This window comes from Rhizobium sp. M1 (assembly GCF_002531805.1).
Taxonomy (GTDB): Bacteria; Pseudomonadota; Alphaproteobacteria; order Rhizobiales; family Rhizobiaceae; genus Rhizobium; species Rhizobium etli_C.
The window spans coordinates 287,131-303,753 of the sequence record NZ_NWSW01000002.1 but is presented as its reverse complement, the minus strand read 5'-3'; the positions used below and the strand labels follow the sequence as shown (position 1 = coordinate 303,753).

The following is a 16,623-nucleotide window of genomic DNA, read 5'->3' as shown; positions in this document are numbered from 1 at the left end:
CGCATCCCTTTCCGCGTCGCCCCCTCAGGCCCGCAGCCTGCGTCGCGCTGCGGCGAAATTGACCGGAGCGCCCGGCCGGGCGGCGCGGCCGGCAAACCGCCGGACCTTGCCGACGGCGTAATCCTCTTGGGCCGTGTCGCCCTTCTCGGCGCTGCGCAGCCGGTGGATCTCTGTCTCCACTTCAGGCACCGTCATGCCGAGGATGGCGGCGATTTCGATGTAGTCCCGGCCGGAGCGGAAGAGCGCGAGGGCATTCATATGGCACTGCCTTTCCGCGCCCGGCCGTGAGGCGGGCAGCGGCAATAGAGGGGATAGATGCCGGCGTCGCCGAGGGAGGGCGACGACGCCGGCGACCGATAGCCGTCAGGGAGGCGTGCGGCTGTCGGATCTGGTGGCCGGAAGAGGAGCGGGGAGGATCGTCGTCCGCCGCATCTCTTCCGGATGGGTCTGCCGGCCGCAATTTTCGCAGTGGCGCTCGATCACTTCGGCGATCGACAGCGCCCTGCCGCAGTTCGGGCAGCCGGTGTAGCGGTCGCCCGGGCGCTGGATGCGCCGCGCGCCCGAAATCTTGCGAATGCCCAGATCATTGGCGAAACCCGAAAGCCTGGGGCGATTGTTGATATCGGTGTGTGTCATGACGATAAGGGTATATAAAATACCTCAAACGTCAAGCGATTTAGGGCATTACATGTACCTTTTTTTAGGGTATAATTTATATCATGTTGAAAGATCAGGAACAATTTGAGCGCGAAGAACGTGCAAAGCGTCTGGTCATGGCCAGGAAGAACGCCGGCTTTGCCGGGCCGAAAGCGATCGTCGATCGTTTCGGCTGGAACGCCAATGTCTACAAGGCGCATGAGTCGGGCCGGAACGGCTTCGGCATCGCCGACGCGAAGAAATATGCCAAGGCGTTCAAGGTCAATCTCAACTGGCTGCAGTTCGGAACCGGCGACGCGCTCGATCCGGAAGAGCGGCCGGTCTCCGTCGCCGATGTGCCGAAAATCTCCTGGGTCAGCGCCGGCCAGCTGACCGAGCAGGCACCGATCACCGACTTCTCGGAATTCCCGACCGTCGCCGCGCTCGACCTGCCCGACGGCGACTGGATCGCGCTCGAGGTCGAAGGCAATTCGATGAACAAGATCTCGCCGCCGGGCTCGATCATTTTCGTCAACCGCCGCGACAAGCGCCTGGCGCCGAATGCGCTTTACGTCGTCGCCGACGAGACCGGGGCTGCGACCTACAAGCGCTACCGCCCGAACGACAATCCGCCCTTCCAGCCCGCCTCCTACGAGGAGGTGCCGCCGCCGGAATTCCAGGGCGCCGTCACCATCGTCGGCCGCGTCCGCCGCTCGGTGATCGAGATGTGAGAATGCGGATTTTCGCTAAAACACGAATTTATTCCAAGACATAGACCTCGTCATTCCAGCAGAACGCCAACCTCTTCCGAAAAAGATTCAAGATGATCCGCCCTTCCTCAAGCGCCGGCAGAATTTGGTTCTATATCGTCACACTCGCCGTGCTGATCATCGCTTTCGGCGCCGCCCGGGCAATGCTGCATTGAGCTGAGCTTCGCCTCGACGATCGAAGGCATCGAAACCGGCTCGGCCGGCGCTCCAATCGCCACGCGCAAAACGTGCGCAGCGACCTGGCGAGACTGGCGTGCCTGGAAACAAGCGCTTCAAGCGCAGGCAGCGAATCTTGGAGATCGCGTCAGCCTCCGAGCCGATCACCGCCGCCGCCCGCGCGTGGTATCCTGATCTCTTTCACTCCTTCTCTCTTCCATCTCTTTCCCGATCCTGAAGGCTGGTGAGGGAGGGTTCCGGCCAAAGCTTCCCCCCACCCCATGAGCAAAGCCCATGAAGCCGGGAGAGCATTGGCCATGTCCTGAAGGCCGGAGCCGGGATGGGACACGTGCCAGAGGGGCCATTCGCTTCGCCCTCGTCCTGATTTTCTGACAGCGCACTTAAGGACTTTCGCTTCCCGCGCCGCTGGGCTTCGTCAGCTCGGGAGTTGCACCCGGTCGCCCAATCACTGCGCTCACCCATACGCCTACGATTCGTACCTCGTCAACGTGTAAGGTATTTTTTATACCCAATTCGATTGACGCGATTGGGTATTATATATACCTTACCTTGCATGCCGATCAGACAGCGCGAGAGAGGGCAAAGCATGCAGCATTTCCGCAAGATCGAGACCGAGCAGAGCCTAAGGGACGCCCGCTGGAATGCCGCTCGCCGGCTCGACGACTGTAGCGCCTATATGGCCAACGAAGCCCAGCGCATGGGCGCCCTCGGTTTTGCCTATCTCAGCCGCCCCGAACATCTGCTCCGCGGCCCGTCCTGGCTGCGCGGCGCCACATCAAGTGTGGCGGCGCATTACCGCTATGCCCGCGAGATCATGGGCATCACCGACCGCGATCAGCTTTACGCCTGAGGGAGAAACGGAGATGTCCGCCGATTGCATCATCAAGGCCTTTTCCGGCTGCCCCTGCCCGCCCGGTCAATGCGTGGAGAGGCCTATCACCCCGGCGCCGGTCACCTTCGTCTCCTGGCGGATCCAGGCCCTCACCTGCATCGCCTTCGGCGTTCTCGCAGCGATCGTTTCGGCCGCCTGGATGGGGATTTCCCTTGATTCCAACGTCCGCAAACCTATTATGACCATAAATGGTCATATCGATCGGGAGAGCGTCATGTCGACAATCAGCGTGGCAGAGGCAAAGGCCGGTTTCGCCAGCTTGGTGGACGAAGCCGCAAACGGCGAATTCGTGACGATCACCCGCCATGGCAAGCCCGCCGCCGTGCTGGTGTCGGTCGAAGCGGCCGAGGCTGCCAAGAAGGCTTTGAACAAACCCCGGCCGAATTTCGGGGATTTCCTGCTGGCCTTCCCGGGCGACGTCGAACTGGAGCGAAACCTCTCAAAAATGAGGGGCATCGATTTGTGACGGCTTACCTGCTCGACACGAATATCATTTCGAAGTTCGCCCCGGGCAAGGCGCCGCCGTCCGACCCGGTGCGGAGATGGTTCCACGAGCAGGGGCAAGCCGAGGCTCTCTTCCTGTCGGCTCTCTCCGTGGCGGAGATCGAGAAGGGAATGCGCAGCCTTCACCGCCGCGGCGGGATCGAGCGGGCAAAGCGGCTTTCGGAATGGCTTGATGTCGTCACCGACACATTCGCAGACCGGATATTGCCGATGGATCCCGTCGTCGCGCGGGTCGCCGGCGCTCTGGAAGATGAGGCGGAAAGCAAAGGCTGCCATCCCGGCCTCGGCGATCTCATCATTGCCGCGACGGCGCGGGCTTATGACCTCACCGTCGTCACCGAAAATCTGCGGCATTTCCAGCCGCTTGATGTGCCCGTTGATCTTCCGGCCGCTTTCCGGCCGGAGTGATCGACCAAACCGGTCAGGAACTGAACTTGATGTCGCTCGCCTTGGCCGCCGTTATGAAGGCGCGGCGCACCTGCTCGGGCCCGGCGGTATCATTGAAGACGTCAAGCACGAGAAGCTCGGCAGCCTTGGCCGCCGGCGTCTGCTCCGGCCAGTCGCTCAGCAGCATATTGCCGGCCTGGACGACATTATAGACCGTCCGGGTCTTGCCATTGATGGTGATCTTCACCGGCTTGAAGCTTCGTCGCTTGCTCATGATGCAGCCCCCCCGACGCGGAAACACGCGACTCAACGAATCACTTCGGGACTCGTTCCGGGGCCTGCGTTTTTTATCCCGCGTCTTGGTTATAACTTTTCGGCAGGAAAATTATAACTGGGAGGCAAGAGCAGCAGCATCTGTCCACCCTCGCCAAAGGCATGGCGGAAATCGGCGAAGATCCCGTTAGTTACGGCGTTTAAGCGAACTTTTACGGATCCGGTTGGTAATCACGTGAACATGCGCGTCGTCGGGATGCCATACTCCGCCTCCATGTAATCCTCAAACCAAGAATACCCGGTAACAAACGTGCCAGAGCAAATCAAAAGCAGCGACCAATTTACCTGGACATATGCCCTCTGGCTGTTGCCGTTTCTGGGAGCGGATTGGGTTTATTGGCTTGCTCCCCAATGGGACTGGTGGACGATCGATCTGATCGTCTTTCTCGCAACGCTGATTGCCATGGCAGGCTCCCTCTGCTTCAACCTGGTGCTGCGGCGCTGGCGACGCGTCCTGTCTCTCCTGACAGCGCCGCTGCTGCTGCTCGTCTGCCTCCAGCTTCTCGCCATCGCCGGCATAACGCCCGATAGCGTTCGATTCGCGCTTACCCGGCAAACATATCTGGCGGAGATCAAACGAGCCGATCCCCCGGAGGAAGGACAGCGCTTCCGGACATTCGTATGGGACGATACATTCAGGCATAAAACCTACTCGACGCTGGTCTATGACGAAAGCGGTGAGATTGCCTTGCCCAAAGGCGCACAAACCGCAGCCTGGCAAAAGCGCCTTCAGAAATTCTGTTCTGAAAAAAGGAAGGAATGCGCCACTCTCGATCCCGGTCCGAACGCATTCATCAGCGTCAGCAAGATCGGCGAACACTTCTATATTCTCGACGACAGCCTACCGACCGCGTTTCCTTAAGCGAAGCTCGCTTCGAAAAACGAAAAACCCCGCCGAAGCGGGGTTTCTAGCTGGTCGGAGTGGAGTGATTCGAACACTCGACCCCCACGTCCCGAACGTGGTGCGCTACCAGACTGCGCTACACTCCGTGACCAGCGGCGCTTCTATAGAACAGCCTATCTGGTTGCACAAGCGCCAAAATTCAAAAACCCGAGGGAATTTTTGACGGGTTGATGACAGGGGCCGGAATGGGCTGCTGCAGCAAAAAGACACACCCCGGGCAAATTAAACGGAAGTGTCGAAGGAGCAATTTTCTTTTGCCAGGTTCCGCGCTAAAGGCACGCGGGACAGGCGAAACCGCCGCGACGGCGGCTTCGCGGCCAATGCGTCAGAGATCAGGGACGACACGATGAAACTCCGCACCATCACCGCGGCCGGGCTTGCAATTGCGCTTGCCGGATGCACGACCATTCCTTCCGCCGGCAATCCGATCGAGGCCCGCTGGGTCGGCAAATCGGCCGGCATCTTCTTTGCCGCTTATGGGCCGCCGATCAGCGACCGCGAGGAAGGTGCGAGCACCATCTATACCTGGCGCGGCGGCTACAAGACCGTGCGCATTCCGGCCAAATATGCCGAAGGCGCCGATGGCAAGCGCGGCAAGCAGATCGCCGCCGCCCGCACCGCCTATCTGCGCTGCCAGGCCGAAATCACCACCAACTCCGACTACACGATCCGCGACATCCGCACCGTCGCCGACATCCCTGGTGTCAACGGCCCGTCCTATTGCGCAGAGTTCCTGGCGCCCGAACAGAAGTAACGGACGGTTCGTCGGGTTCCGACCCCGGATGTGCCCCTCACCCTAACCCTCTCCCCGTTTTACGGGGAGAGGGGACGCGCCCTGCGAGAGGCTAGCGAGGGACGGAGAGGTTGCGGCATAGTCCCTTCTCCCCGTCAGAACGGGGAGAAGGTGCCGGCAGGCGGATGAGGGGCCGGTCTCACGAAAAACGGAAATGCAGTCAGCCTCAAAGCATCCGCACGAAGGGCAGTTGCGGATCGATGCGGTTTATCAGATCGAGGGCGTAGGCAGCGCGCAGCAGGTGATCGGCGCGTTTGCGGCCGGGGGCGGCGGCAAGTTTGGTAAGAAGCCTGCCGGCCAGCGCCAGGCCCGCCTCGTCGAGCCTCTGGCCCAATCCCTCCATGCGCTGCAGCCGCTCCGGATCCTCCATGCGGCCGCCGAGTTCGGCCAGCGCCAGGATTTCGTCGAAGGCGGCGGCGACCAGCCGCAGGCTTGCCGCCTGCGGGCGGGCCATCGCCTCGAAACGCATCTCGGCACTCATGCGCTCGGCCGCGCCGGAGAGCGCCAGGCTTTTGGTCAGGCGCGACAGCAGGCTCGGCTTCTGCGCGATCGGCGCCTGTGGCGGCGGCGGCAGATCCAGCATGGTCAGGCTGTCGGTTCCAAAGCCCAGCGGCGAGAGTACGATCTCGGCGCCGCGGGCTTCGGCGAGGACGGCCAGCAGCGGCGGCTGTCGGTCGCTGATCGCCCCCAGCCGGGCGAAATTCGCCTCCAGCCGCTCATCGCCCTCGATCTCCAGCTCCAGCCAGCGGCCGTCGCGGTCGCGCACCGGCCAGCGTCCGACCTGCGCCACGCCGTCGAAACGCAGCGGGCCGAACTGCACCGGCCGCAGGATCAGCGGCTCGCCGCGGCGCGGCGGGGCGGCGAGCTTCGGCTGGAAGGCGCGGGCCAGGCGCTGGGCGCATTGGCTCCAATCGTCGATGGCGACGCCGGCGATCCGTTTGACCGCCGCCTCCCAGCCGGCTTCCACAAGTTCGGCGCGGCCGCTGCCGGTGTGCAGCCGGCCACTGCTGCTGACCGCGGCCCCCTCGAGGCGGAAGGCGCTGCCGGCGATCGCCGCAAGCGAGCGGCCGAAGACGGTTTCGCCGGTTGCCGCATGGCGCGGCGTAAAACCGGGATCGCTGCCGGGCGCGCGCGCCAGCGTGGCGCTGAAGCTTCGCCCGTCGGCTGCGAGATAATAGCCGGTGACGCCGCGCGCGCCGCTTTCGCTCTGCCACAGGCGCAAGCCGCAGCCGAGGAGATCGATCGGTTCAAGCGGCTGCGGCGCCTCCGAGCCGGCGCCGGAGAGCAAGGCTGCATCGGGAGCGGCCTGCAGCGCCTGCGTCAGCGCATAGGCGCGCGCCAGCATGGTGAGAAGCTCGGCGGGATCGGCCGCCTCCAGCCGGTCGCGCCGCCGCCGGATCATGGCGGCGATGGTGCGAAACTCGGCGGCGAGCCGCGGCATCGCCTCGGCGCGCGAGGACAGCACAAGATCGCCGATGCGCTCCTCGAGACCGACAGGCGCCTTCGACAGCGCCTGGCGCGCGGCATCGCAGAGCAGCACAGCCGCCTCTTCGAGCACGCCGGATGCCAGCCCTTCCGCCTCTTCCGGCGCCTGTTCCGCCGCGGCAACCGGCTCGCCGGGGCCGCGCACCGCAAGCAGGGCGGCCGCATGCAGCGTGGCGCGTAGCGAAGTCGCGGCCTTCGAGATCATGCCGGCCGGGCCGCCGCCGGCGGGATAGAGCACGGCGGGATGGTCGCCGAGCGCGATGCGGACGGCAGTGGCGCTCGGCTCGATCCGGACGGCGCCCTGGTCGAGCGTAGCCAGCAGCGCCTGCGCCTTGATATAGGCGGCGCGGCCGAAGGCGCGGGCGATGGCGTCGTCGCCGAGCGAAAGGATTTCCGCATGCGCATCCGGTGCGGCCGCAGCGGCGGCCGGCGCCGTCTCGGCCGGTTCCGCCGCATCGGCCGACGTCGCCTCCCCGGCGTCGCGGATGAACAGGATGCCGGCGAGAATATGCCGGCACAGGCCGGTCGCCGGGCAGCTGCAGCCTGCTGCGGCGAGCGGCCCGGGGGTGAGCCGCACGCTCTCGCCATCGGCTGCGGCGAGCGCCGGGCCGCCATCCCAGCCGGTCAGGCGCACGAGGCCGGCCTCGACGTCGCGGCGGGCGCGGCGCAGCAGCCCCTTGGAGGAGGCTGCTTCCAGCAGTTCGTCGCCGAGGGCCGCGGCATCGAACCGGGCGGAATTTTCCGTCTTCGCCGCGCTCACCTCATATGCCCCGCAACCCAGTCGGCGAAATGCTCCGGCGTCAGCGCGGCGATTTCCATGCCGGCATCGACGAGGCGGGCGGCGGTCTCCCGGTCATAGGCCGGCCGGGCGGCCTCATCGAGGGCGGCAAGGCCGAGCAGCTTGACGCGGGCGCCGGCCAGCCGGCGGATGGCGGCAAAGAGCGGGGCAACCGGCGCGCCTTCGCAAAAATCGGAGACCAGCACGAAGATCGTCCGCTGCGGCTCGGCAATATGCGTCGCCTCGCAATAGGCGACCGCCCGGCCGATATCGGTGCCGCCGCCGAGCTGCACCGACATCAGCACGTCGACAGGGTCGCCGACCTCGTCGCTGAGATCGACCACCGTCGTGTCGAACAGCACGAGCTTGACCGTCACCGCCGGCAGGGTCGACAGGATCGAGGCCATCACGGCGCTGTAGATCAGCGAGGTCGCCATCGAGCCCGACTGGTCGATGCAGAGCACGATCCGCCAGGGCAGATGCCGGCGGGTGGCGGCGTGGAAATGCAGATGTTCGGCGATCAGCATGCGCCGCTCCTGATCCCAGTTCTTCAGGTTCTTGCGGATCGTCTGGTTCCAGGCGATGTCGCGGGCGGATGAGCGGCGCGCCGTCGTCTCGCCGCGCCGCCTGGCGCCCGAGAGCGCCCGGCTCGTCTGCAGCCGCAGCCGCTTGCTCAATTCCTCGACGACGCGCTTGGCGACTTCGCGGATCTTGGCGGCGATGACGGGATCGGAGCGGCCGCGATGGGCAAGCAGCGCGGCAAGCAGCGACGGATCGGGATTGAGTTCGGCGAGCGCCTTGGGATCGTCGAGAAGCTCGGTCATGCCGAAGCGGCCGAGCGCATCCTTTTCCACCCGCTCCAGCACCGATTTCGGAAACAGCGAGCGCATCTCGCCATACCATTCCGGCAGCGTCATTTGCGGCGGCTCGGCGCCGCCTTTCCGGTTCTTCCTGCCGCTCTCGGGCCCGCCCGTGCGGATGCCGCGGCGGCGATAGGATTCACCGTAGATGCGTTCCAGCACGGCGTCGCGGCGGGCGTCGGCACCGTTGCAGCAGCCCGAAAGCTGGCGCTCGGCGAAGCGGCCGAGCACCAGGCGCCAGCGGCGAAGGCTCTCCTCGGGCTTCTTCCGATCGCTCATGATGCCGGCTCCTCAAGCCAGGCAGCAAGACCGTCGGCCCGCATCAGCTCGGCAAGGGTGGCGTTGAGGCGGGCATTGGCGAGCATGCCGGCCTCGCTCGGGCCGCCGGAAAAACGCGGCGCGAGATCGAGCGCACTGCCCTTGGTGTCGGCGATGACGGCGGCGAGCGCATCCGTTTCGTCAGGCGCAAGCGCGGTGAAGGCAAGGCGCAGCGGCGCCAGCACCGCGATGAAATCGGCCTCGTCAAAACCGGCGAGCACCGCATCGAGCCCCTCCAGCAGGGCCGGCGTGCGCTTCAGCAGCGCCGGCTGCACCGCCAGCAGGCCGGTCAGCGGCTCCACCCGGGCGGGCGGGTCGCCGACGCCGAATTGCAGCGGGCCGATGATCCGGGTTGCAAGCGCCTGAGCGCTCACCCGGCCGGACATATGAGCGATCGCGGCGACGGCGCCCGCCGCCCTTGGCGCGAGATCGCCGTCGAGCAGGGCCGATATGCCCTCGTCGAGAAGATCGAGATCGAGCCGCTCGTCGCCATCGCCGGCCGCAGCGCCGGCTTCGGCGATCTCGTTCAGCGTCGCCAGCGCCTCGACATAACGCGGCACGTCCTCTTCCCTTGCGCCTTCGAGCGTCGGCAGCAGATCGATGGCGCGGCGATAAGCGGCAAGCCGCAGGGCGTCGGGGCCGGGCATGCCGGCAAAGCCGAGGATCTTGCGGCCGCGGCGGAGATTGTCGAGCATCGACAGGCAGAGCGCCACCCGGCCGAAATCCGGATCGGCGGCGACGGCCGGGCCGATCGCCGCCATCAGCCCGCCGCAGGCGCCGGCAAGACCGGCCTGGCCGGCAATCAGCAGCAGGCGGATCGCCGCAAGCGCATTGCGCGCCTTGCCTTCCTGCCCGAGCGCCTCGACGCTGCGCGACAGCACGGCGTCGGCGGCGCGCTCGACCGTATCGCCGTCGATCGACAGCGCCACCAGCCGGCTTTCGACGGCCGGCGACCAGCGATAGGTCCATTCCTCGAACAGCACGTCGGTGGCGGTGCCGCCCACCCAGTCCGGGCCGCGCATGCAGCGGCCGAAGCCGGTGCCGAGCAGCGACATCACGTGCAGGAAGCGGCTTGCGGCGAGATGCCGGGGCTTGCGGTGAATATCGAGCAGGCGGTTGCGCTCGGTGCCGTCGTCGATGCGGAAGCCGAGCGCCCGGGCGCGGTTGCGCACCGCCTCGACCAGCGGCGGCGCGCCGGCGCCGCGCGGCACCTCGCCGATGCCCTCGCCGGCCAGCTCGGTCAGCAGCACCTCGATCAGCGGCGATTGATCGCGCGGATCCTCGCCCTTCACCAGGCAGGAGCGCGCCGCATCGATGATCTCGGCCCGCCCCGGCCCCGGCAGGCCGCGCAGATCGGCGAGCGCCCGCGCCTGGGCGACGGTGGCGGCAAGCGAGGGCAGAGGCGGCATGAAATTCGGCCGGTCGCGGCGCAGGCGCTCGGCCAGCGCCAGCACCACATCGGCCGCCGCCTCGGTGAAGGGATCATCATGGCCTTCGCCGACCCGCCCGAGCAGCCGCTCGTACCAGTGCGGCGAGGGCATGCCGGCGCCGTAACCGTTGATCCGGTCGAGGTGATCATGGGTGTAGCGGATCAGATAGGATTTCGTGCGGACAGCCGGGACCGCCGCCGGCGGCCCGCTCGCCCGATCGTCTTCCGAGGGCGGATCGATCAGAGCCGGCGTGTGAAATCCGCCGGTGACGACCGCGATCGGCCCCTCGCCCGGCGAGAGCGCCGCCTTCGCCATCGCCGCGCGCATGCAGGTCTCACGGGAGAGCGTATCGTCGGCGGCGATCGCGGCGGCCGGGGTGGCCAGGCGCGACAACGCGCAGTGAATGCCGACATCGCGGAAAAAGCCGCGCCAGTCCTTCTCGCCGGCGCGGGATTCGAACAGCCGGTCCCAGGCCTCGTTGAAATCACGCACGCCGAGCCGCTTCACCAGGCCCTCGGCATAACAGGAATAGGCAAGCTGGCCCTCGTCGGTCAGAAGCGCCGGCGCCGTTGCCTCCTCGCCCGGCCCCTGCCCCTCGCCCTCTTCGCGTGCCTTTTCCTGGCGGGCGGCGGCAAGCCGGGCGCCGCTCACCTGATCGGCAAAAACAACCGGGCAGCCGCGCTCTCCGGCGAGCCGCAACGCCGCCCATTCCGGCGAGGTCGCCGAGAAGGGCCAGTAGCCGACGGGAAGGCGCTCATCGGAGGTCCGTTCGCCGTCGGCGACGGAGACGATGGCGATCGGCAGCCTGATCTCGGGATGCGACAGGAGCGGCAGCAGGGCAGCAAAATCCGCCGGCATCTCCAGCACGATGGCGCGCGGGCCGATCTCGGCCAGGGCGGCGGTCAGATGCAGCGCGCAGGCCGGGCTGTGGTGGCGGATCGGAAAGAAGAAAAACCCGCCTTCGCCCGCTGTCAGCCGCTGCCCATAGGCGGCAAAGGCCTCGCGTTCAGCCGCCTCCGCCTCCATTCAGCCGAGCCTCAGGGTGCGCGCCGCCTCATAGAAGGAGCGCCAGTCGCTGCCCGAGCGGGCGCGGTCCTTGATGACGTGATCGACATAGGACTTGAACTTGCGGCCGTCTTCCGGATCGTCCTTCAGCACGATGCCGCCGATCTGGCGGGCAAGATGGGCGCCGGTCACCATGCCGTCGCCGAGATAGGCGGCTTCGAGGGCGGCCGCATGGGCGACATTGACCGCTTCGGCCGTCGACATGACGGCGGCCGGCTTCTGCAGCGTCACGCCCTCGGCGGTGCGCCCGGCCCGCAGCTCCTGGAAGCAGGAGACGAGGATGGCGAGTGCTGCCTCCGGCAGATCCGGCTTGACGCCTGATGGCGCCAGCCGGTCGGCGAGACGGCGGCGGATCAGCTCGCGTTCGAAGGCCGGGTCGGTAATCGGATGCACGGTTTCGAAGTTGAAGCGCCGCTTCAAGGCGCTCGACATTTCGCTGACGCCGCGGTCGCGCAGGTTCGCCGTGCCGATGATGTTGAAGCCCGGCGCGGCGCGCACGATGGCGGAATCGCCGAGTTCGGGAATGGCGATCATCTTTTCCGACAGGATGGAGATCAGCCCGTCCTGGATCTCCGGCGGGCAGCGCGTCAGCTCCTCGATGCGCATGAGGAGGCCGGCGCGCATCGCCTGCAGCACCGGCGACGGCACCAGCGCCTTTTCGCTCGGGCCTTCGGCGATCAGCAGCGCATAGTTCCAGCCATAGCGCAGATGCTCTTCCATCGTGCCGGCCGAGCCCTGGACAACGAGCCGGGTCGAGCCGGTGACGGCGGCGGCCAGCAGCTCACTCAGCATCGATTTGGCCGTGCCCGGCTCGCCGACGAGCAGCAGCCCCTGCTCGCCCATCAGGCTGACGATCGCCCGCTCGACAAGCGCATCGTCGCCGTAGAATTTGCGGGAGATGCCGAGCGCGGCATCGCCGAGCACGAAGGCGCGCACGGCGCGCGCCGAGAGCCGCCAGCCCGGCGGCCGCGGCCCCTTGTCGGTCTCGGCGAGCCTGGCAAGCTCGGCCGCATGGAGGATTTCCGTCGCCGGACGAAGAACTGACTGGTCCATCTTCACCACCCGCCCTTCTTTTCCCAAGCGGCATCGAAGCCGGTGCCCTTGTCGGCGATGGCGCGCAGATCGTTCCAGGTTTCGCTGAGCAGCACCGGCGGCACCTTGGCAAGCGGCGTTTCGCCGCCATAGGTCACCCGGCCGCCCGGCTGGATGCGGGCAAAGCGCATCTCCGTCAGCGCCTTCGGCACGCGTTCGCTCTCGCCGATATAGCTGCCGGTGAATTCGATGATGGCAGCCATGCCGCAATCGCCGAAGGTCTTCTCATAGGTGTAGAAGCCGGCGCCGTCCTCGACCGGCCCTCTGATATAGCCGAGCGCCTCGGCGGCCGAGCGCAGCGTCAGATTGTCGATCATCCAGCCCTTGCGGTCGTCGATGCGCTTGGCGTGCGGCTTGTCCTCGGAAAGCACCGGCCGGTCGAGTTGCTCGAACAGCGGCTTGACCTCGTAATCGTCGAGATGGGTCTTCCAGGCCTTGGCGCCCGCCTCGCCGAGGCTGACGCGGTGGGCGATCGAGATGCCGGCAAAGTCTTTGAGATCGACGGCTTCGTCCTCGGCATCGGTGAAGGTGCCGTCGTCGAGCGCGCGGAAGCTTGCGACGATCGTGCCCTTGTCGTCATGGCCGGCCAGAACCAGGCGGCGCAGCAGCCGGCCGACGATCGGGTGGGCAAGCAGGAAGGTTTCGAAATCCTCGCGCGGCCAGATACGGGCCGCGCACATCGCCTCGTAGAGACGGCCGCTCTGCAGCTCCACCGTCTGCTTCAGTTCCTTCTTGGCGCTGGAGAGCAGCTTCTTTGCCTCCTTGGCCTCTTCCGCCTCCTCGGGATCGGCAGGCGTCGGCAGCGAGGCGATCGGCTTGCCGTCGGGATTTTCGAGGATCAGCTTCATCTCCTCCCTGCCGTTCTTGGCCGTTTCGGCGACGAGGCGGGCGCGATAGAGGCGTTCACCGATCGGCAGTTCGAGGAAGCCGTCCTCGTCGATGCCGGCCGACGGCATGGTGCGGTCGCCGAGCTCGGCCGGCGTCCAGCCGCGCGCCTCGGCAAAGGCGGAGATCACCTCGCCGGCATATTTGCGCATGCCCGGCTGCTTGTGGCGCTGCGAGGCGATCAGCACGAGCTGCAGCACCTGCGGAACCGGGTTTGCCATCAGCGCATCGAGCAGCGCCCGGCACTGGTTCGGCCGCTTGCCGTGTTCGCGCAGATAGCGCTTGACGAGAAGCGTGGTCTCGGCCGGCGGCGCGAAACGGGCGAGCGCCAGCAGGCCGCGATGATCGAGCGCGCTGTTCAAATAGATGGCGAGCTTTTCCCGGCGCAGCTCGGCAAAGGCCAGCTCCTCGGAAAAATCGATGCGCCATTTTTTCATATACTCGTAGCGCTGCTTGGCACCGGCGGCCGCATAGGCATTGGCCTCTTCGCTGGTCGGATGCTGCGTGTCGTAGGAGATGAAGGCCGAGACGATCGCCGCCCCCAGCCGCTCGGCGTCCTTCCGGTCGAGCCGTTCGAGCGCCATGTGGATCAGCGGATCGCCGCCCGGCATTTTCAGCTTGTGCGCGCGGGCAAACCACCAGCGCACCAGCACCGGCGACACGTCGCGGCCATCCGCCCAATGCAGCACGGGCAGGTTTTCGGCATCAAACAGCGGCGAATAATCGACCTTGGTCGAGGCCAGCCCCTTTTCCGCCTCGGCAATCAGCGCATCCTCGGCGAAGAAATCCGAGGTATCGTCGCCGCAGGCGGCGAGCGCCGACAGGGCGGCCGCCTTGACCGCGACGGATTTCTCCTTGGCAATGGCTGCGCGCAGCGGCGCGATCGCATTGGCATCGCGCCGCTCGGCCAGCCAGCGGGCGGCGGCAAGGCGCTTGGTCTCCGGCCCTGATGTCAGCATCGGCGTGATCAAGGGGGTGAGATCGTCGACCTCGCGCAGGAGGTGGCGGGCGAAGTCGCGCTGGCGCACGCCGGCCTGCAGGGCGCGATCGGCGACCAGCGGGAAATAGCGGCGCGGCAGATGCGGAAAGAAGCGCAGCCAGGAGAAGATGAAATCCTCGGTCCAGCGCTCCTTCAGGCCGTCGCCGGCGAGCGCCGCATCGATCGCCGCAAAATTTTCGGCCAGCAGCGGCCAGACATTGGCCGGCGCCGGCTCGTCGATCATCTCGGCTATATTGACATAGGCCCTGTCTACGAGCTCGTTTGTCAGGGCGCCGAAGGCCGGCGCCCCTGAAGCCGCGGCGATGTCGGCGAGGATGCGGATATCGGCGCCGGCCCGGATGCGGGCGACGATTTCCGTGTCGGGGCCGCGCATCCAGTAATTCGGCACGCCGAGCACGACGCGCAATATATGCTGCCAGTGGCGCCCGTCGGTCGCCTGGAACAGCAGCCGCGACAACGCCTCGAAGGAGATATCGGCGCGGGCGAAGATCGCCTTCAGCCCATTGGCGTGGACCTGGTTCCTCTGACGCTCCCAGTGATAGCCGCCCTTGCCGTCGATCGCGGCCCAGACCTGACGGCGCTGCGCCTCGCTGAGCCGCTCGCCGGACATGGCGGCGACGACGTGTTTGGCGACCGCCGGGTCGAAGGGTGCTGCGAAGGGTCGCGCCGGCCGCTGGTTCCACTCCTTGCCCGGCGGCGTCTGGTCGTAATCGATGCGGGCAGCCGCATTGGTCTCGGCAAGCAGCTTGCGCAAGGCCTCTTCCAGATCGGCCGGCAGCGGCATCTCCGGCGTGGAGGCGACCGGCGGCACGGCGACGAAACTGCCGTCGATCGCGATATAGCCGTCGCCGCCATCCGCCTGGTCGTCTTCGCCCGAGCCGGCAGCACCGGCGGCATAGGTGGCGCGGATGGTGCCGATCGCCGCGATGACAGTATTGGATTTTTCCTGGCCCTCGTGCTTTTCGAGGATCGGCAGGCAACGCTCGCGCAGCAATGCGGCGAGAATGGTGACGCCGGCCAGCCGCTCATTCGCCTTGCGGGAGGCGAGGAACTCCTCGGCCCTGGCCTGAACCTTGGTTGCATCCGCCGCTTTCAGCGCATTGGCGGCGACGTCGCGCACCGCCTTGGCGCCGTCGCTTGCCATGGCGAAGGCGAAATCGAAGAAATGCGGCTCGCGATCGATGAGGCCGTTCTGGCCGATGAAGCTGGTCATGACCTCGCGGCCGCCGGCCGCAAGACCGCCGATCGCCTTGACCGCCTCCTCCGGCATGGCGGCGATGGCATCGGCAAGGCCCGGAAGCTTCAGCATGCGCTGAGTCAGGTTTCCGTAGGGCACGTCACCATTGACAAAGGCGCAGTCGATCAGCGGCGCGACCGAGGGCTGAAGTCCGGCCGCCGCCATCATCTCGAGCGCGCGTTCGGCGTTGAGAAAACCGAACGGAGGACCGCCTTCAGGCACGCGCGTATCGAGAAGATAGGTGGCTGCGCGCAGCCAATGCGGCGATCGATCGCTGCCGGGAAAGTTCCAGGCCCTGTTCTGGAGACGAAACTCGCTGTGCAGCAGGAAGTAACGATAGAGTGCGGCGGCGTCGAACCCTTCGAGACCGAACAGCACCCGTTCTCTCGCCTTGCTGCGTTTTTCAACCTCCGCCTTGTTTTTCCAATCATCGGCAATGGCCATGAAGGCGTTGTGAAGCCTGACGCGGATTTCATCCTTGGGATTCTTCAGAAGATTGCTGAGATGAAGCACGGTCGCGTCGCCGGCGCCCGACAGCACGTAGCCGGCAAGGGCTTTGCCGAGCCCCTTCTCCACCCCTTCGAAGGAGGCGAAGTCGGCGACAACTGCATCCCGGTCGGTCGCCGTCAGCCCGCCCCCGGCGGCAACGTCCTGCGTTTCCGAACGGCCGCGCAGCAGCCTCTTCAAACCCTCAACGAACATCGTCAGTCCTCCCTCGCTCGCCCCTCCTCACCGCACCGCCCTCAGCGATGCCGGCCGGCGAGTCCTTGCGGTTCATGTGTTCTGGATGATGCCGAGGCCAGACGGCGTTCTTGGGAAAACAGGGCAGCGCTGGCATCGGGCATAGGCAGCAATCCGAAATGTCTTCTATCAATTAAACATGCAAATGTCGGTGGTATGACGATGCTCAGAGCTAGCGCATATCGGGAGATTTTCAAGCGGGAAAAGGCTGGGACGCGCTTGCGGCGCAACGTCTCGATGCCGCCCTTGGACTCCAAGGACGGTTGGAACGAATGATGATGTGAGGTTGTGCCGCGCGGCCCCCTCATCCGGCCCTACGGGCCACCTTCTCCCCGC

General features: G+C 66.2%; 14 protein-coding genes and 1 tRNA gene. 6 read left to right on the top strand and 9 right to left on the bottom strand.

What is annotated here, in order from left to right; genetic code table 11:
- Nucleotides 1-24: 24 nt before the first annotated feature.
- Nucleotides 25-258: a hypothetical protein gene (locus tag CO655_RS03535; protein WP_097663799.1), complete on the bottom strand. Its 234-nt coding sequence runs from the start codon at nucleotides 256-258 to the stop codon at nucleotides 25-27.
- A 105-nt stretch (nucleotides 259-363) separates the two neighbouring features.
- Complete coding sequence (locus CO655_RS03530; protein ID WP_348628137.1) at nucleotides 364-582, bottom strand: hypothetical protein; 219 nt, start codon at nucleotides 580-582, stop codon at nucleotides 364-366.
- A gap of 137 nt (nucleotides 583-719) precedes the next feature.
- Between CO655_RS03530 and CO655_RS03525 the strand changes: the two genes are divergently transcribed.
- From CO655_RS03525 to CO655_RS03510, 4 genes are all read left to right on the top strand, one after another.
- Nucleotides 720-1,367, top strand: coding sequence for a S24 family peptidase (locus CO655_RS03525; protein ID WP_097608333.1), 648 nt, complete (start codon nucleotides 720-722; stop codon nucleotides 1,365-1,367).
- 802 nt (nucleotides 1,368-2,169) lie between these two features.
- Nucleotides 2,170-2,433: a hypothetical protein gene (locus CO655_RS03520; protein ID WP_097608334.1), complete on the top strand. Its 264-nt coding sequence runs from the start codon at nucleotides 2,170-2,172 to the stop codon at nucleotides 2,431-2,433.
- 256 nt (nucleotides 2,434-2,689) lie between these two features.
- Nucleotides 2,690-2,941, top strand: a complete 252-nt coding sequence (locus CO655_RS03515; RefSeq protein ID WP_097663865.1) for a type II toxin-antitoxin system Phd/YefM family antitoxin — start codon at nucleotides 2,690-2,692, stop codon at nucleotides 2,939-2,941.
- Nucleotides 2,938-3,387 carry a type II toxin-antitoxin system VapC family toxin gene (locus CO655_RS03510; RefSeq protein ID WP_097663798.1) on the top strand — a complete coding sequence of 150 codons (450 nt, stop codon included), beginning with the start codon at nucleotides 2,938-2,940 and terminating at the stop codon, nucleotides 3,385-3,387. The genes CO655_RS03515 and CO655_RS03510 overlap by 4 nt, the downstream gene beginning before the upstream one ends.
- 13 nt (nucleotides 3,388-3,400) lie before the next feature.
- Here CO655_RS03510 and CO655_RS03505 read toward each other — a convergent pair whose 3' ends face one another.
- Nucleotides 3,401-3,640, bottom strand: coding sequence for a DUF982 domain-containing protein (locus tag CO655_RS03505; RefSeq protein WP_097663797.1), 240 nt, complete (start codon nucleotides 3,638-3,640; stop codon nucleotides 3,401-3,403).
- Nucleotides 3,641-3,949: 309 nt separating this feature from the next.
- Here CO655_RS03505 and CO655_RS03500 point away from each other — a divergent pair, with 309 nt between their 5' ends.
- Nucleotides 3,950-4,561: a hypothetical protein gene (locus CO655_RS03500; protein ID WP_010033948.1), complete on the top strand. Its 612-nt coding sequence runs from the start codon at nucleotides 3,950-3,952 to the stop codon at nucleotides 4,559-4,561.
- Between the two features lie 51 nt (nucleotides 4,562-4,612).
- Here CO655_RS03500 and CO655_RS03495 read toward each other — a convergent pair.
- Nucleotides 4,613-4,689: transfer RNA gene (locus tag CO655_RS03495), tRNA-Pro, on the bottom strand.
- Nucleotides 4,690-4,949: 260 nt separating this feature from the next.
- Here CO655_RS03495 and CO655_RS03490 point away from each other — a divergent pair.
- On the top strand, nucleotides 4,950-5,357 hold the full coding sequence (locus CO655_RS03490; RefSeq protein ID WP_010055906.1) for a hypothetical protein: 408 nt from the start codon (nucleotides 4,950-4,952) through the stop codon (nucleotides 5,355-5,357).
- 205 nt (nucleotides 5,358-5,562) lie between these two features.
- On the opposite strand, the gene CO655_RS03485 is transcribed toward CO655_RS03490, so the two are convergent.
- Genes CO655_RS03485 through CO655_RS03465 form a run of 5 tightly spaced genes read right to left on the bottom strand, consistent with a single transcriptional unit; the run spans nucleotide 5,563 to nucleotide 16,248 of the window.
- Nucleotides 5,563-7,641: a hypothetical protein gene (locus CO655_RS03485; protein ID WP_097663796.1), complete on the bottom strand. Its 2,079-nt coding sequence runs from the start codon at nucleotides 7,639-7,641 to the stop codon at nucleotides 5,563-5,565.
- The gene (locus CO655_RS03480) at nucleotides 7,638-8,798 is read right to left on the bottom strand and encodes a VWA domain-containing protein (protein WP_010030511.1); all 1,161 of its coding nucleotides are present in this window, start codon (nucleotides 8,796-8,798) and stop codon (nucleotides 7,638-7,640) included. Before CO655_RS03480 ends, CO655_RS03485 begins: the two co-directional genes overlap by 4 nt.
- The gene (locus CO655_RS03475; RefSeq protein WP_097663795.1) at nucleotides 8,795-11,293 is read right to left on the bottom strand and encodes a DUF5682 family protein; all 2,499 of its coding nucleotides are present in this window, start codon (nucleotides 11,291-11,293) and stop codon (nucleotides 8,795-8,797) included. The genes CO655_RS03480 and CO655_RS03475 overlap by 4 nt, the downstream gene beginning before the upstream one ends.
- Complete coding sequence (locus CO655_RS03470; protein WP_097663794.1) at nucleotides 11,294-12,385, bottom strand: AAA family ATPase; 1,092 nt, start codon at nucleotides 12,383-12,385, stop codon at nucleotides 11,294-11,296.
- A 2-nt stretch (nucleotides 12,386-12,387) separates the two neighbouring features.
- Nucleotides 12,388-16,248, bottom strand: a complete 3,861-nt coding sequence (locus tag CO655_RS03465; protein WP_097663793.1) for a DUF4132 domain-containing protein — start codon at nucleotides 16,246-16,248, stop codon at nucleotides 12,388-12,390.
- Nucleotides 16,249-16,623: the final 375 nt, after the last annotated feature.

Coding starts and splice junctions, on each gene's coding strand:
- CO655_RS03535 (WP_097663799.1), bottom strand. CDS start 258: ATGAATGCCCTCGCGCTCTTCCGCTCCGGCCGGGACTACATCGAAATC.
- CO655_RS03525 (WP_097608333.1), top strand. CDS start 720: ATGTTGAAAGATCAGGAACAATTTGAGCGCGAAGAACGTGCAAAGCGT.
- CO655_RS03520 (WP_097608334.1), top strand. CDS start 2,170: ATGCAGCATTTCCGCAAGATCGAGACCGAGCAGAGCCTAAGGGACGCC.
- CO655_RS03515 (WP_097663865.1), top strand. CDS start 2,690: ATGTCGACAATCAGCGTGGCAGAGGCAAAGGCCGGTTTCGCCAGCTTG.
- CO655_RS03505 (WP_097663797.1), bottom strand. CDS start 3,640: ATGAGCAAGCGACGAAGCTTCAAGCCGGTGAAGATCACCATCAATGGC.
- CO655_RS03490 (WP_010055906.1), top strand. CDS start 4,950: ATGAAACTCCGCACCATCACCGCGGCCGGGCTTGCAATTGCGCTTGCC.
- CO655_RS03480 (WP_010030511.1), bottom strand. CDS start 8,798: ATGAGCGATCGGAAGAAGCCCGAGGAGAGCCTTCGCCGCTGGCGCCTG.
- CO655_RS03475 (WP_097663795.1), bottom strand. CDS start 11,293: ATGGAGGCGGAGGCGGCTGAACGCGAGGCCTTTGCCGCCTATGGGCAG.
- CO655_RS03470 (WP_097663794.1), bottom strand. CDS start 12,385: ATGGACCAGTCAGTTCTTCGTCCGGCGACGGAAATCCTCCATGCGGCC.
- CO655_RS03465 (WP_097663793.1), bottom strand. CDS start 16,248: ATGTTCGTTGAGGGTTTGAAGAGGCTGCTGCGCGGCCGTTCGGAAACG.